This is a genomic window from Komagataeibacter saccharivorans, assembly GCF_004348195.1.
Taxonomy (GTDB): domain Bacteria; phylum Pseudomonadota; class Alphaproteobacteria; order Acetobacterales; family Acetobacteraceae; genus Komagataeibacter; species Komagataeibacter saccharivorans.
In genome coordinates, this window is record NZ_CP036404.1 from 2,006,182 (window position 1) to 2,021,160 (window position 14,979).

At 63.6% G+C, this 14,979-nt stretch carries 13 protein-coding genes and 1 riboswitch; of the genes, 6 read left to right on the forward strand and 7 right to left on the reverse strand.

The features are described 5' to 3' along the window. The first annotated feature begins 82 nt into the window (after positions 1-82). The 6 genes from KSAC_RS09190 (at position 83) to KSAC_RS09215 (ending at position 6,311) form a co-directional block, all read left to right on the forward strand. Positions 83-2,182 carry a TonB-dependent receptor gene (locus tag KSAC_RS09190; protein WP_243705366.1) on the forward strand — a complete coding sequence of 700 codons (2,100 nt, stop codon included), beginning with the start codon at positions 83-85 and terminating at the stop codon, positions 2,180-2,182. 172 nt (positions 2,183-2,354) lie between these two features. Then, the gene (locus KSAC_RS09195) at positions 2,355-3,140 is read left to right on the forward strand and encodes an MlaE family ABC transporter permease (protein ID WP_110546859.1); all 786 of its coding nucleotides are present in this window, start codon (positions 2,355-2,357) and stop codon (positions 3,138-3,140) included. Further along, positions 3,137-3,931: an ABC transporter ATP-binding protein gene (locus KSAC_RS09200; RefSeq protein ID WP_132305171.1), complete on the forward strand. Its 795-nt coding sequence runs from the start codon at positions 3,137-3,139 to the stop codon at positions 3,929-3,931. The genes KSAC_RS09195 and KSAC_RS09200 overlap by 4 nt, the downstream gene beginning before the upstream one ends. A 56-nt stretch (positions 3,932-3,987) precedes the next feature. Continuing rightward, positions 3,988-5,394 carry a DNA repair protein RadA gene (radA, locus tag KSAC_RS09205; RefSeq protein WP_102324898.1) on the forward strand — a complete coding sequence of 469 codons (1,407 nt, stop codon included), beginning with the start codon at positions 3,988-3,990 and terminating at the stop codon, positions 5,392-5,394. Next, positions 5,391-6,017, forward strand: a complete 627-nt coding sequence (locus KSAC_RS09210) for an IMPACT family protein (protein WP_102324899.1) — start codon at positions 5,391-5,393, stop codon at positions 6,015-6,017. The genes radA and KSAC_RS09210 overlap by 4 nt, the downstream gene beginning before the upstream one ends. Before the next feature lie 57 nt (positions 6,018-6,074). Then, positions 6,075-6,311, forward strand: a complete 237-nt coding sequence (locus KSAC_RS09215; protein ID WP_102324900.1) for a DUF3297 family protein — start codon at positions 6,075-6,077, stop codon at positions 6,309-6,311. A gap of 75 nt (positions 6,312-6,386) precedes the next feature. On the opposite strand, the gene KSAC_RS09220 is transcribed toward KSAC_RS09215, so the two are convergent. From KSAC_RS09220 to KSAC_RS09250, 7 genes are all read right to left on the reverse strand, one after another. Beyond that, on the reverse strand, positions 6,387-8,981 hold the full coding sequence (locus KSAC_RS09220) for an MMPL family transporter (protein ID WP_132305172.1): 2,595 nt from the start codon (positions 8,979-8,981) through the stop codon (positions 6,387-6,389). A gap of 141 nt (positions 8,982-9,122) precedes the next feature. Beyond that, complete coding sequence (locus KSAC_RS09225) at positions 9,123-10,133, reverse strand: lysylphosphatidylglycerol synthase domain-containing protein (protein WP_102324902.1); 1,011 nt, start codon at positions 10,131-10,133, stop codon at positions 9,123-9,125. Positions 10,134-10,208: 75 nt separating this feature from the next. Next, a complete protein-coding gene (ribH, locus tag KSAC_RS09230) occupies positions 10,209-10,694 on the reverse strand; it encodes a 6,7-dimethyl-8-ribityllumazine synthase (protein ID WP_132305173.1) in 486 nt (161 codons plus the stop codon). Positions 10,695-10,726: 32 nt separating this feature from the next. After that, positions 10,727-11,977, reverse strand: coding sequence for a 3,4-dihydroxy-2-butanone-4-phosphate synthase (gene ribB, locus KSAC_RS09235; RefSeq protein ID WP_102324904.1), 1,251 nt, complete (start codon positions 11,975-11,977; stop codon positions 10,727-10,729). Beyond that, positions 11,977-12,594, reverse strand: a complete 618-nt coding sequence (locus KSAC_RS09240) for a riboflavin synthase (RefSeq protein WP_102324905.1) — start codon at positions 12,592-12,594, stop codon at positions 11,977-11,979. The genes ribB and KSAC_RS09240 overlap by 1 nt, the downstream gene beginning before the upstream one ends. Before the next feature lie 2 nt (positions 12,595-12,596). After that, positions 12,597-13,622 carry a bifunctional diaminohydroxyphosphoribosylaminopyrimidine deaminase/5-amino-6-(5-phosphoribosylamino)uracil reductase RibD gene (gene ribD, locus KSAC_RS09245; protein WP_408884758.1) on the reverse strand — a complete coding sequence of 342 codons (1,026 nt, stop codon included), beginning with the start codon at positions 13,620-13,622 and terminating at the stop codon, positions 12,597-12,599. Positions 13,623-13,730: 108 nt separating this feature from the next. Continuing rightward, positions 13,731-13,893, reverse strand: a riboswitch (FMN riboswitch). 85 nt (positions 13,894-13,978) lie between these two features. Beyond that, positions 13,979-14,875, reverse strand: a complete 897-nt coding sequence (locus KSAC_RS09250) for an MIP/aquaporin family protein (protein WP_243705175.1) — start codon at positions 14,873-14,875, stop codon at positions 13,979-13,981. Between the last annotated feature and the right edge of the window lie 104 nt (positions 14,876-14,979).

Below are 14,979 nucleotides of genomic sequence, written 5' to 3' on the forward strand. Positions count from 1 at the left end.
TTCCGGTCTCCTGTTCAGGACATGAAAAGTGACTTCCATAAAATCACCGGCCACGCTTATCGCGATGGCCGCTGGCGGCAGCATGCTGGCCGCTGGCCTGTGCCATGCCGCGCGGGCTGAAACCACCGTAACCCTGCCCGGCCTGTCGATCGAGGACTCGGCCGAAGATACCCCAATGGGCGAACGCCTGCTGTCCGCCAGTTCGCCATCGCAGGCGGATACCACCGCCGCGCGCCTCAGCAGCCCCGACGCGGTCAGCCTGTTCCGTAACCAGCCGGGGGTCAGTGCCTATTCGGCGGGGGGGCTTGCCGCACTCCCCGCGCTCAACGGCATGGCCGATGACCGGGTGGCAACCGTGGTGGACGGGGTACGCATCCCCTCCGGCTGTCCGAACCATATGAATCCCGCCCTGTCCTTCATCGATTCCGACAGTGTGGAGACCGCCACCGCCATTGCGGGGATCACGCCCGTCAGCATGGGCGGGGACAGCACTGGCGGCACCATCGACGTGGAACGCCGTGACCCGCAGTTCGCACGGCATGGCAAGATACTGGTGACCGGCCACGTAACCGGCACCTATCGCAGCAATGGCGGCGGATATGGCGCATCGGGCAGCCTGACGGTGGCGAATGACATGTTCAGCCTGCGCTACAATGCTTCCTACAGTCAGGCGGGCGATTACAAGGGCGGCGGGGATGCCGGTCTGGTCCGTTCGACCAGCTACCTGACCTACAACCATGACGTGACCTTTGGCGTCCATAAGGACAATCACCTGCTCACCCTGACCTTCGGGCAGCAGGACACCCCGCATGAGGGATTCGCCAACCAGTACATGGACATGACCAACAACCGCTCCACTTATGTAAACGGCAAGTATGTCGGCACATTCGACTGGGGCGAACTGGAAGCGCGTGGCTACTGGCAGCGCGAGGACCACGCGATGGACTTCCTGCCCGACCGGCGGAAAACCACCCACATGCCCATGAACACCAATGCCCGCATGGCGGGCTACAGCATCAAGGCCACCATTGCGCTGGCGGAAAAACATACCCTGCGGCTGGGCAGTTCATTCGACCATTCCGGCCTGAACGACTGGTGGCCACCGGTCGCGGGCAGCATGATGATGGGGCCTGACACCTATCACAGCATCAATGACGGCCACCGTGACCGTCTGGGCCATTTCGTGGAATGGGAAGCCGCGTGGACACCGCGCGTCTCGACCCTGCTGGGTTTCCGCAATGATCTGGTCATGATGAATACGGGACCGGTCGCCCCCTATTCCACCATGCCCTCCATGATGAGCAACGCGAACATCGCCGCCGCCAGCCAGTTCAACGCCACCGACCGGGGCCGGACGGATGTAAACTTCGATGTGACCGCCCTTGTCCGCTGGAAGCCACGCCGCGACCTGTCGATCGAAGGCGGCTATGCCCGCAAGACGCGCTCGCCCAACCTGTACGAACGCTACGCATGGGGGCGTTCGGCCATGGTCACCAGCATGATCAACTGGTTCGGGGACGGGAACGGCTATGTCGGCAATCCCGATCTCAAGCCGGAAGTCGCCAATACCGCCAGCATCACCGCTGACTGGCATGACCCCGATGGCGATCGCTGGGACCTGAAAATCCAGCCCTATTACACCTACACCCATAATTACGTGAACGTGCGACGCATCGCGTCATCGGGGCAGTTCTCGACACTGGAATTCGTCAACCACAATGCCCAGAGCTACGGCATCAACGCATCGGGCAATTATCGCCTGTGGCACAATGCCCGTTTTGGCCATGGCGAGATCGTGACCAACATCAACTGGGTGCGCGGACAGGATCTGACCAATGGCGCGGGCCTGTATCACCAGATGCCGACCAACGGAAACGTGGCGCTGCATGAACAGTGGAAAAACTGGACCGGTCGTGTGGAAATGACCTTCGTCAAGGCCAAGGATACGGTGGACTGGGTGCGCAATGAACCCCGCACCCCCGGCTATGCGCTGCTTGGGCTGGGGGGACAGTACACCTGGCGTTACATGACGCTGGATGCCAGCATAGACAACGTACTGAACCAGAAATACAGCCTGCCGCTGGGCGGGTGGTCGCTGGCGGATTACGCCGCGACCGGATCGCTGCGCGCCCTGCCGGGCATGGGCCGGTCATTCAATGTCAGCCTGACCGCACGCTTCTGACCGCCGCCACCCACCCACCCGCCCGGCACAGGACAGGCCGCGCCCGGTCCGGGGCTGGCGGGTGGGTGATGCGCTTTCGCTTTGACGTGGGGGGCAGCGCGCGCTACGGCAGGAACATGCTTGCCGAACCTGTTGTCCGATACGGTCATCATTCCTACACGCGGGGGGCGTTGTGAACGGCGTTCTCGATTCTGTTGCCGGTCTGGGCAGGACGGTTCTGGACATCATCCGCACGGCCGGACGGGTGGCGCTGTTCGCCGCCGTCGCCCTGTCGCATGTGATCCGCCCCCCCTTCTACTGGCGCATCCTGTGGGGCACGCTGGTTGAAATCGGCTATTTTTCGCTGCCGGTCGTAGCCCTTACCGCCCTGTTTTCGGGGGGGGTGATCGCACTTCAGTCCTATACCGGCTTCGCCCAGTACCATGCGCAGAACGCCATTGCCGGGATTGTCATCCTTGCGGTCACGCGCGAACTGGGGCCGGTTCTGGCCGGGCTTATGGTCGCGGGCCGGGTGGGGGCCGCGATGTCGGCTGAAATCGGAACCATGCGGGTGACGGACCAGATCGATGCGCTGAGCACGCTGTCCACCAATCCCATGAAATACCTCGTTACACCCCGGCTGGTCGCAGGCACGCTGGCGCTCCCCTTCCTTGTGCTGGTGGCCGATATCCTGGGCGTGCTGGGCGGCTTTACCGTATGCGTGATGAAGCTGGATTTTTCCGCATCCGCCTATATCGCGGCGACGGTGGCGTCCCTCAAGGTGATGGATGTGACCGTGGGACTGGTGAAGGCGGCCATCTTCGGCTTCCTGATCGCGCTTATGGGCTGTTACCATGGCTATAACAGCCGCGGCGGCGCGCAGGGCGTGGGGGCGGCCACGACCGCGGCAGTGGTTGCGGCATCGATCCTGCTGCTGACATTCGATTATCTCCTGACGGACGTATTCTTCTCGCAATGACCCAACAGACACCCAAGATCCGCATTCGCGGCCTGAAAAAGGCGTTCGGCCCCAAGGTGGTGCTTGATGGGGTGGACCTTGATGTCATGGGGGGCACATCGTTCGTGGTCATCGGCGGGTCCGGCACCGGCAAGTCGGTGCTGCTGCGCTGCATACTCGGGCTTATGGCGCCCGATTCCGGTTCCATCGAAATCGATGGCGTGGAAATGACCACCCTGTCCGCCCGGCAGCGCGAACCCTACATGGCCAGAATTGGCATGCTGTTCCAGAACGGCGCGCTGTTCGACAGTCTGAGCGTGTGGGAAAACGTGACCTTCGGCCTGATGGCGGCGGCACGCAACGGCCATGGCCCACGCCTGACCCGCGCGCAGGCCCGCGAACGCGCGGGCACATTGCTGGAACAGGTGGGCATGGACCCTGCCGTGGGCAGCCTGTCCCCTTCCGAACTGTCCGGCGGGATGCAGAAGCGCGTGGGACTGGCACGCGCGATCGCGGCCCGGCCTGAAATCCTGTTCTTTGATGAACCGACCACCGGCCTCGACCCGATCATGGGGGCCGTGATTGACGGGCTGATTGCCGATTGCGTGCGGAAGCTGGGTTCCACCGCCATCGCCATCACACATGACATGGCATCCGCCCAGCGGATCGGGGATCAGGTCGGCATGCTGTATGAAGGCAGGCTGATCTGGCAGGGTGCGCCGTCCACACTGTTCAACAGCGGCAACCCGGTCGTGGACCAGTTTACCCATGGTCGGCGCGAAGGCCCGATCAAGGTTGACGTGCCCACCTGATTCCGGGGCACCGCCACCCCATATGAAACCGGTCTGTTCTTGCGCAAGGAGCCATCATGGCGCGTCGGCCCGCCAATCGTTTTGTCTGTCAGTCCTGCGGGGCGGTCTTTCCCAAGTGGTCGGGCCGGTGTGACGCCTGTGGTGCATGGAACAGCATTGTAGAAGAATCGGTTGAACCCACCGCGACCGGTGGCACGAACGCGCGCAGGCGTAGCGGCGCGCGCATCAATCTTGTGGGGCTGGCGGGCGACACGCCTCCGCCACCCCGGATAGAAACGCGGATCAGCGAACTCGACCGCGTGCTGGGTGGCGGACTGGTGCCCGCATCCGTGGTGCTGGTGGGCGGCGATCCCGGCATCGGCAAGTCCACGCTGCTGTTGCAGGGGGCCTGCGCACTGGCGCGTCTGGGGCGCAAGGTCATGTATATCTCGGGCGAGGAGGCGGTTGACCAGATCCGCCTGCGTGCCCGCAGGCTGGGACTGGAAGCGCCCACGCTGGAACTGGCTGCCGCGATAAACGTGGCCGACATCGCCGCTACGCTGGAAGCGGAAAGCGATCTGGCGATGGTGGTAATCGACTCGATCCAGACCATGTGGATGGAAACGGTGGAAAGCGCGCCCGGCACCGTCAGTCAGGTCCGGTCCAGCGCATTCGAACTGATCCGTCTGGCCAAGCAGCGCGGTTTCAGCCTGATCCTTGTAGGACACGTCACCAAGGAAGGGGCACTGGCCGGCCCCCGCGTTCTGGAACACATGGTTGATGCGGTGCTGTATTTCGAGGGCGATCGCGGCCACCAGTTCCGCATCCTGCGCGCGGCCAAGAACCGCTTTGGCGCGACCGATGAAATCGGTGTTTTCGCCATGACCGATCAGGGGCTGGAGGAAGTACCCAACCCTTCCGCCCTGTTCCTTGCGGAACGGCGCGGCCATATCGCAGGCTCCGCCGTGTTCGCGGGTATGGAAGGCACCCGTCCCGTCCTTCTGGAAGTGCAGGCCCTGCTTTCGCCCAAAGGGGGGGATGGCGCGCCACGCCGGGCGGTGGTCGGCTGGGATACCGGGCGGCTGAACATGCTGCTGGCGGTTCTGGAAGCGCGCTGCGGCATCAAGCTCAATGCAATGGATGTCCATCTGAATGTGGCGGGCGGGCTGCGCGTGATGGAACCGGCGGCAGACATGGCGGTGGCTGCCGCACTGGTTTCGGCGGCGACAGGCCAGCCCACCAGCGCGGGTTCCGTCTATTTCGGCGAAGTCGGCCTGTCGGGGGAAGTGCGGCAGGTCTCCCAGCCCGATACACGGCTGAAGGAAGCGCACAAACTGGGCTTCGAACACGCCTACCTGCCGCGCCGCATCGCGCGGGGCAACCGCCGCCCCACCGCGCCCGACGGGCTGGGCCTGCATGAAATCGGTCATCTGGGCGATCTGGTCAGCCTGTTCACCCAGGGGATGGAGGAGGCCCCGGCGTGAGTGCACCCGAGCGCTTCATGCTACAGGCCCCCGCCATGCTGGAGCGGGAAATAAAGAAAAGCATCTTTCTGGCGCAGGCCGCCCCCGTCGCCACCCCGCAGGAAGCCATGGCCTTCATCGCCGCCGTCAGCGATCCCGATGCGACCCATAACTGCTGGGCCTATCTGATCGGCCAGACCTACCGCAGCGATGATGCGGGTGAGCCGGGCGGCACGGCGGGACGCCCGATCCTTCAGGTGATCGAGGGGCAGGGCTTCGACCGGACGGTGGTGGTCGTGACCCGCTGGTTCGGCGGTACCAAGCTGGGCGCGGGCGGGCTGGTGCGCGCCTATGGCGGCACGGCGGCGGAATGCCTGCGCCTCGCCCCCCGCCAACCCATTGTGGAAATGGTGGCCCTGACCTTTGGCTGCGGTTTTTCCGAACACGCCCTGCTGCGCGCCCGGCTGGAAAGCATGGACTGCCAGATCTCTGGGGAGGAATTCGGCGCGGCGGGCGTGACGCTGCATATAACGGTGCCCGTCGTACGCGAAGCGGAGGTGCGCGCACGCATTACCGACATAACCCGCGGGCAGGCCACGATCCGCGTGGTGGAGGAAGATGCGTCACAGGGTGTTGGAGAGTAAGGGCATTGCCGCTATGTCAGACAGCGTTTCACGTTCAGCATACGGAAAAGACCAGATATGACCGATACCCCGCCGGACCGTCTGTCCGTCAATCCCGCCAGCCCCTTTTATGACGAGGCCCTGCTCGATCGCGGCATTGGCGTGCGCTTCAAGGGCATTGAGAAAACCAATGTCGAGGAATACTGCATAAGCGAAGGCTGGGTGCGTCTGGCCGTAGGCCGTGGCACCGACCGTTTTGGCAACCCCATGGCCATGAAGGTCAAGGGGCCGGTGGAAGTCTGGTTCAAATCCTGAAACGCACCCTCCATTCATGAAAAAAGGCCGCATTCCCAAGGATGCGGCCTTTTTCATTTCATACCCCCGAAAGGATCATTCCGCGTCGATCGACCGCTTGGGCAGCAGGGCCGGGACGAAAACAAGGGTCGCAACCAGCGTGCAGCCCAGCGACAGCAGCAGAAGCCGCCCCATGCTGGCCGTGCCCGGATGGTGCGATGCCGCCAGCGATCCGAAGGCCGTGCCCGTGGTCAGCGCCGAAAACAGTACCGCACGCGCCGTCGGGCTGGACAGCGGCAGCTTGATCCCCGCCCGCCAGTTCATGACGAAGTAGATGTTGAACGACACGCCCACCCCAAGCAGAAGCGGCAGGGCGATGATGTTGGCGAAATTGAGCTGTTCAGGCACCACGATGATCAGGATCACCGTCATCAGCGCCGAAAGCAGCAGGGGTGCGAGCACCAGCGCGGTATCCAGCAGCCTGCGCAGCGCGACCGACAGGATGATGGCGATCATGACAATGGCCGCACCCGCCGCCGTGACAAAGGCATGCACCATGGTTGCGGCACTCTGCACGATATCGATGGCGGACCCTGCAGCCATCGGCGCGACCTTGCGGATCTCATCGACATAGGTGTGCAGCGCGCGATTGCCCTGCATCTCATGGCTGGGATGGACTTCGACCAGCGCACGGCCATCAGGCAGCAGGTAATCATGTGCCAGTTGCGCGGGCACATCAGCAATTGTCACCGGCTTGGCCTGAAGCATGCCGCGCAGCATGTCGAGCTGCATGGGCAGGAAGCGGACCAGTGCCTCGTTCGTAGCCAGAACGCGCTGGTCATCGGCCTTGGACAGATGCGCAAGGGCCGACTGGATGCGCCGCAGCGGATCGTTGGCCGGCAACTGGTCCAGTACGCCGCCCAGTGCGGCAGCGGTCCTGGCGGCAGCGGCGCGCAGTTCGACCGCATCCGGCGCAGGCTTGGGATTGGGAACCACCAGCGTCGGCAGCAGCAGGCTGGCCGCATCCTGAATCAGCGGGAGCTTGGTCTTCTGGTCGGATGGCACGAGGGAGCCAAGCCACAGCGCGTCATGCACCAGCGGCAGACCGGACAGGCGCTCCGACATGGCGGCGGCCTGATCCAGATTGGGCAGCAGCACATCCACGGTATAGGGCGAATACTGCGGCTCCGACATCAGCATGCCCAGCGTGACCATCCCCTCCGATTTGGGGTTCTTGGTATGCAGCGGGTCGGCGTCGAATGTCAGGCGTGGCGTCAGCCCCAGTCCCACAAGTGCGATCACCACGAAAACGGCAAGGATCGGCCAGCGATGGCGGCGGATCGCGTGGTCCACGGGTCGGGCGAAGGTAAAGCCCATGCGGCCATGGCCTGCGGTCGGCCGGAACAGGCGCAGCAGCGCGGGCAGCAGCGTAAGCGTGCAGATGAAGGCGAACAGCATGCCGAAGCCGGCAATCAGCCCAAGCTGGGCCACGCCGACAAAAGCAGTGGGCGTAAACGCAAGGAAACCGGCGGATGTCGCCATGGCGGCGACAAGGATCTGGTGCCCCGTTTCATTCCCCGTGCGCTCAAGCGCGTCCAGCAGGCCGGGGGAAGAGCCGTCGGGCTGTGCCTGCGCCCGGAAGCGCACTGAAAACTGGATGGCGAAATCCACCGCAATGCCCACGAACAGGATGGCGAACGCCACCGAGATCAGGTTCAGCTTGCCCACCACGATGGCGGCGAAGCCCGTGGTCAGCAGCAGGCCGGATACCAGGGTGACGATAATGGGCACGATGATGCGCCATGTATGCACCGCCAGAATCAGCCACAGCGTAACCAGCACCAGCGAACCCAGAAGCCCCGCGACCATGCCTTCGGCCACGGTTGCGAATTCCTCATCCGCAATCTGCGTATCGCCGGTGATGTGGACATGCGCGCGTCCGTTCTTGACAAACGGCAGGTCATTGGCGGCGGCCCGGATCGCATCCGATGCCGCGCCGCCGGGCTGGAAGGAATCATAGTCCAGCTTGGGCTGGGTCACGACAAACTGGAACTTGCCGCCCAGATCCGCCAGATCACCCGCCAGCAGCCGTTCCCATGACAGGGGTTCGGGACTGCCATCGACCGAATGCTGCAACGTGGTGGCGAAACCGTTCAGCGCCGCCTGAAAGTTGCCCAGATCCGCCTGCCCCTGACTGACGCCAAGCGCGATCAGGTCCAGCGCGCTGAACAGCCCCCGCCCTGACGGGTCGGCTGCCAGTTCACTCAGGAACGGCTGGGCGGTGATGGTGGTGTTGAGCACACGCTCCAGCGCCGTCGGATCAAGGAACATGAGACCGTTGCGCACAAGGTAGGGATCGGTCTGGGGCGTGGTGACGTAATTGAAGTGGGCATGGTCATCGCGCAGCTTCGCGGCCAGCGCCAGCGCGGTCTGCTGCGCCTCCTCCGGCAGGGCCGCATCGATTACGGCGACAAGCTGGTCCTGCTTCTGCGGGAACAGCCGCCCCATTTCGTCCGACCGCTTCTTCCAGTCGAGCGAGGAGGAGAACATCGTGTCCGTATCGGTGGTCACGCCCAGCAGCATGTAACTGGCATAGGTCGCGCCCGCTATCAGCACGGCAAAAGCCAGCACGACCGCAATGGCACGACGGGAACAGAAAGCGACAAGACGCCCAAGCGGTACCGATAGCATGACGAGTATTCAGCCCTTCAAAAACTACGGCGTACCGCGTGGCGCGCGGCAGTCCGTGAAGATGCCCGGTTTGGCCCATGATGCGGTCGTGATGCAAGGTGGTTCTTCATGACGCACGCCTACGCACGGAGCGTGGCGATATCATGATCGACCGGACAGATGTATTTCCTTCGCATGGGCGGGCTCGGGACGTATCCAGCGCATTTCCATCACCTGCCATGCCAGAAGCGATGGCAGGCCCCATGCGATTTCCCGCAGGCGCTTGATCAGGGAAAGCGCGATCCCTACCTGCGGCGACAGGCCAAACAGCCCACCGATCAGGATATACCCCCCTTCGGACACGCCCAGCGCGCCGGGTACGGCAAAGCCTGCGGACTTCGCGGCCTGTCCCACGCTCTCGATCACAAAGCTGTCAGCAAGCGAAAGGGGATGGCCCATCGCGTCGAGAACCAGAAAAACCTCGAACGTGCCCAGCGACCAGCCCAGCAGTTGCAACGCGCCCGCACGCAGCGAATTTTCATGGGTGCGGTAAAGGGTCAGGATTTCCTGATGCAGGCCACGGATATCCTCCACCCCGTCCCATCCCAGATGGGCCGCGATCCGCACCAGCAACTTTTCCACAACCGACACCGCGCCCAGATACTGGCTGCCAAGGAAAACCGCACCCAGCGCCACGGCTGCGAGGGCACTTTCCATAAGTTCATCCGTAACGGCGGAACGATGGACCAGACAGAACAGCACCCCCAGCCCGATAAGGGTGAACGTCACCTGACTGAGCAGTTCGATGGTCAGGTCGCATATGGTCGCCGCCGCCGCGCGCCGCAGGCCCACATGATGCCTACGCGCCAGAAGGCGGGTGGTGATGACCTCGCCCCCCACCTGCGCCACGGGAAGAAGGTTGTTGATCCCTTCGCGCGCGCAGCGCAGGGCGAAAAAATCGCCAAAGCCCAGACGGGCGCGCCCGGTCTGGGCCAGCATGCGCCATGCCTGCGCCGAAGCGCAGACCTGTGTCGTATGGAAAAGGATGATGACAGGGATGCTCCATCCCCCGGCCGCCATCAGCCAGAGAATGTCATGCAGGCCAAAACGCCCCAGCATCCATATGGTCAGACCAATTCCGAATGCCCCGGCGATGAGGGTGAACTGCCGCATCCGCCATCCCTGTCCACAGATTGAAACAGGACCATAAATGGTCGTTTTCAGCCATTTATGGTGTCCTGTGGCATCTTAGCAGCCTCTGATTTTCTGAAGCAATGCGAGACTTTCGACACAGGCCGCCACGGCCTCGCGTCCCTTGTTGTGCACGTCATCACGCGAACGGACCACGGCCTGTTCATCAGTATAGGTCGTCAGCACGCCAAAGGCGATCGGCACTTCCGTATTCAGCGATGCCTGCTGCAGGCCGATCGCCGTGCCAAGGCTTATGAATTCGAAATGCGCCGTATCGCCCTTGATCACGCAGCCAAGGCAGACCACACCATCGTAACGGCCCGTGCGGGCCAGCGTCTGGGCCAGAAGGGGCAGTTCGTAGGCACCGGGCGCATACATGACGTCATCATCACGCATGGCGATCGCATGTTCCGCCAGCCACGCCAGCGCGCCATCACGCAGTCCGTGGGTCACGTTTTCATTGAAACGGCTGACCACGATCGCAATGCGCGGCGGATGGGCGAAATCAAGTTGCGCGGAGGCGGAGGGGATGTTGGTGCTCATATCCAGCTTTTATCCGTGTCTGTCGTTATGATTCAGTGCGTATCCGCCGTTTCCGGCTGGCACAGGGCATGGCCCATGCGGGTACGCTTGGCTTCCAGATAGGCGCGGTTGAAGGGATTGGCCGCCACCGTCAGGGGAATGCGTTCGCGCACGTCAAAGCCGTGCTGCTGCAGGGCACGCACCTTGTCCGGGTTGTTCGTCAGCAGGTCGAGCCTGTTCACACCCAGCGCGTGCAGGATGGCGGACGCAGCCTGCCAGTCACGCGCATCGGTCTCGAAGCCAAGGCGATGGTTCGCATCGACCGTATCCAGCCCCTCATCCTGCAATGCGTAGGCGCGGATCTTGTTGGCCAGGCCAATGCCGCGCCCTTCATGCCCGCGCACGTAAACCAGCACCCCGGCCTGCGCCTGCCCGATCTGCTGCAACGCGCCCTGCAACTGGGCGCCGCAGTCGCATCGCAGCGACCCCAGCGCATCCCCCGTCACACATTCCGAATGCAGCCGCACCAGCGGCACGGTACCCGCCCTGTCGGGCTGGCCCTTCACCATGGCGACATGTTCGGTGCCATCGGGCGCGCGGAAGGCATGGATCATCATGTCCGGGCCGCCAAAGCGGCTGGGCAGATGGGCACGGGCCACCTGTTCGATGCCCGGTGTCGCGTCCGCCGTCGCATCCAGCGGGTGCGATTCGAGCCAGCGGGCCAGTTCCGCGATGGACAGGATCTGCAGCCCGTGCCGTTCGGCATAGGGGCGCAGGTCATCCATGCGGGACATGGTGCCGTCCTCGTTCATGATCTCGCAGATCACGGCGGCGGGTATCAGCCCGGCCATGCGCGCCAGATCGACCGACGCTTCCGTATGGCCCGGCCGCGCCACCGTGCCGCCGGGCACCGCACGCAGCGGAAAGATATGCCCCGGCGAGACAAGATCCGCCGCCGTCGCATCAGGCTGCGCCGCCACCAGCACCGTACGGGCGCGGTCGGCTGCGGAAATGCCGGTTGTCACCCCTTCGCGCGCCTCGATCGAGACGGTGAAGGCCGTGCCACGCGGGCAGGTGTTCACCTGCGTCATCATGGGCAGGTTGAGCTGCGTGATCCGTTCGGGCGACATGGGCATGCACACCAGACCACGCGCATGCGTGACCATGAAGTTCATCGCCTCCGGCGTCATGCACTCGGCGGCCATGACCAGATCGCCCTCGTTTTCGCGGTCCTCGTCATCCACAAGGATGATCATTCCGCCCCGGCGGATGGTGGCAACAGCCTGTGCCAGCGCGGGGGGCATCAACGATACTGACATATGCTCTCCACATATTTGGCGATGACATCGACTTCGACATTCACCGCATCCCCTGCCTTCAGGGTGCCAAGGGTGGTGTGATCCCATGTATGGGGAATGATCATGAGGGCGATGCGGAACGCATCGGGATCGCTGCCCTCCGCCCCCGGCGCGCCAACCTCATTGAGCGTCAGGCTGATGCCGTCCAGCGTGATCGAGCCCTTTTCCACAAGGTAGCGCCGCAGCCGGGCGGGAACGGAAAAGACAATGCGCCGTCCCTCCCCCGTCTTTTCGACTTCCAGCAGACGCGCGGTCCCATCCACATGGCCCTGCACGATATGACCCGAAAGACGGGTACCGGCAGTGACCGCACGTTCAAGGTTGACGGTGCGCCCTACCGCGATCCGCCCAAGGGCCGTGCGGTCCAGCGTTTCCGAACTGATGAAGAAGGAGGCCTTACCCGCGGCGTCAAAGGCGGTGACGGTCAGACACACGCCATTGACGGCGACGCTTTCGCCCAGAGCCAGATCGGTAATGCCGGTTTCCACCGTTATTTCCAGATCCCGGTCCAGTCGCCGCGCGGCACTGACGTGCCCCTGGTACTCGATAATGCCAGAAAACATCTTTACTCCTTCATACCGGAGAGTTCGGGGAAAAGGCGCAGCGGGGTCACATCCCCTTCCCGCACACGGACATCGTAGCGATCCATGCCGCTGCCATCCGCCGTGATGGTCAGCCAGTCATGCCACAGGTTACGGGCCACGATTTCAGCCAGCAGCGCAGGCCCTGCCTCCACCATCGCCCAGGTCACGCCCACCTGCCCCAGCATGTCCGGCAGGGCCGCGATATCGGTGCAGACCCGCACATCGAAACCACGCGCACGCGCGGCCAGCAGGTAGGCTTCGTCCACTTCCCCCATCCGGGTGCAGATGGCGAGGATACGCGGCGCACGACCGGGATGATCCGCCACACGGCGCACGGTCAGGGCAGGGCTGTCAGCGCGGATGGTGCCGCTGGCGGTAATCACCGCGTCCGTGGCCCGGCGCAGCTTATGCGCAAGGTCAAGGGAGGCCGGCGCGCTAAAGGTCGTCTGACCTGCGGGCGGCACCATGGAACCCGTGGCGTCCAGCGCCTGCTTGACCGTAATCCATGGCTGGCCGGTACGCATGAAATGCGCGAACGGGGCCAGCAGGCTGCGGCAGGCCGCAAGGGCCGCCGCATGCGTGGGAACGGGCTGGAGCACATGCACGCTGCATCCATGCTGGTGCAGGTAATCCGCGCCGCCACCTTCCACATGCGGGTTGGGGTCACGCAATCCGATCCATATCGTGCGCACCGGCGTTGCCAGCAGCGCCTGTGAACACGGACCCGTACGGCCGGTATGGTTGCACGGTTCCAGTGTCACCACCGCCGTATGCGCGCGGTCCAGCAGGCCGCGTTCACGGCACTGGTTTATGGCCTGTATTTCGGCATGGGGAGTACCGGCGCGATGATGGCCACCAACGGCAAGGATGACGCCATCACGGTCCAGCAGCGCACAGCCGACAGGGGGATTGGGCGCCGTGGCGCCCACATGGCGCGCGGCCTCATCCACCGCGGCGCGAAAACCATGCGCAACCGCTTCAGGCAGGTCAGGAGCGGGAAAGGGCATGATGCCCCGTGGCAACGCGTCCAAGCAACAGTACTCCATCCATCTGGACGGACTCAGGGCGCGTAAAACCATCTGCCTGCCTTCCATGACGGAAGGCGGGTGTACAGTTCTCGTTCTCTCTCATCCGGACTGTAACCGTCGGTTCCGGAATCACACCGGATCTGCTTGACCCCGCCCGCATGACTGCGACCGGGCGCTCGCGGACTTATGCCCCTGCGGACAGGGAACACTCACCGCCGGTGGGGAATTTCGCCCCGCCCTGAGAACGCCTGCAAACCGGGTCTGGGACCCGATTCGCGTTTCTGATTATGATATTGGGAATAATTTGCGCCGATTGCAAGTAGGCTGCCTGCCCATCACTGGCGGGGCGTCCCCTGCGCCCCCGCATGACGGCCCGGATGCAGCAGGGAGGGGATGCGGCCATGGTGGCCGAAATTGACCAGCCGCGCCTCCTCCACCTCGATACGTCCCAGCAGGCGCGAACGCAGCAGCCAGATCGCAAGTGCTGCCCCCATGAAGGGACCAAGCACATAAATCCAGAACGCCTGCCACTGTCCCGCCATCAGCGCCGGACCAAAACTGCGCGCCAGATTGGAGCTGTTACCCGACAGCCAGGCCGAAATCGGATTGCATATGAAAAAGAACAGCCCGCCCGCCCATGGCGTCACCACTTTCCATGTCGGATGGGCGGCAAGGCAGCACAGCATCAGCACCAGCAGGGCGGTCAGCGCCACCTCCGTCACCAGCGGCCAGATAACCGCTACCCCTGAAAAGGGAACGGTCGCGGCATAGGCGGATTCGTGCACCATGCGCCCCCACCCCGGAAGCAGATGCCCAAAAAGGGCGAGGAGAAAGGTGGCGACACAGGCGCCCGCCATCTGCGCCGCAACGTAGCCGCACAGATCGACACCCCCCAACCGCCCCGCGAGACTGAACGCCAGCGAGACGGACGGACTGACATGCGCCCCGCTGACACGGCCAAACGGCGTATAGGCGGCCACAGTCCCCGACAGGCCGAAGAACAGGCCGCATAAGGCGGTCTGGAGCAGGGGATGGGGCGCAAGGTCCCTGCCGATGACACTGAAAGGGGCCGTCAGCACCGTCACGGAAATGATCCCGCAGAGCATCAGCACCACGGTGGCGACCATTTCGCATCCATACAGCTTCCAGTGAAAGGGATGGTCAGGATGCGGCATACCGGCCAGCGGTCGGTCCTCGATGGGACGGGAACCCGATTGCCGGGATTCGGTCATATCTCTCACTCCCATGTCAGTGCATGTAAAGGACTTGAGTTAACGGCAGAAATGTTATGAAATAAAGGAAATCATGCGAATATATGTCGTGCGTATGAATATTT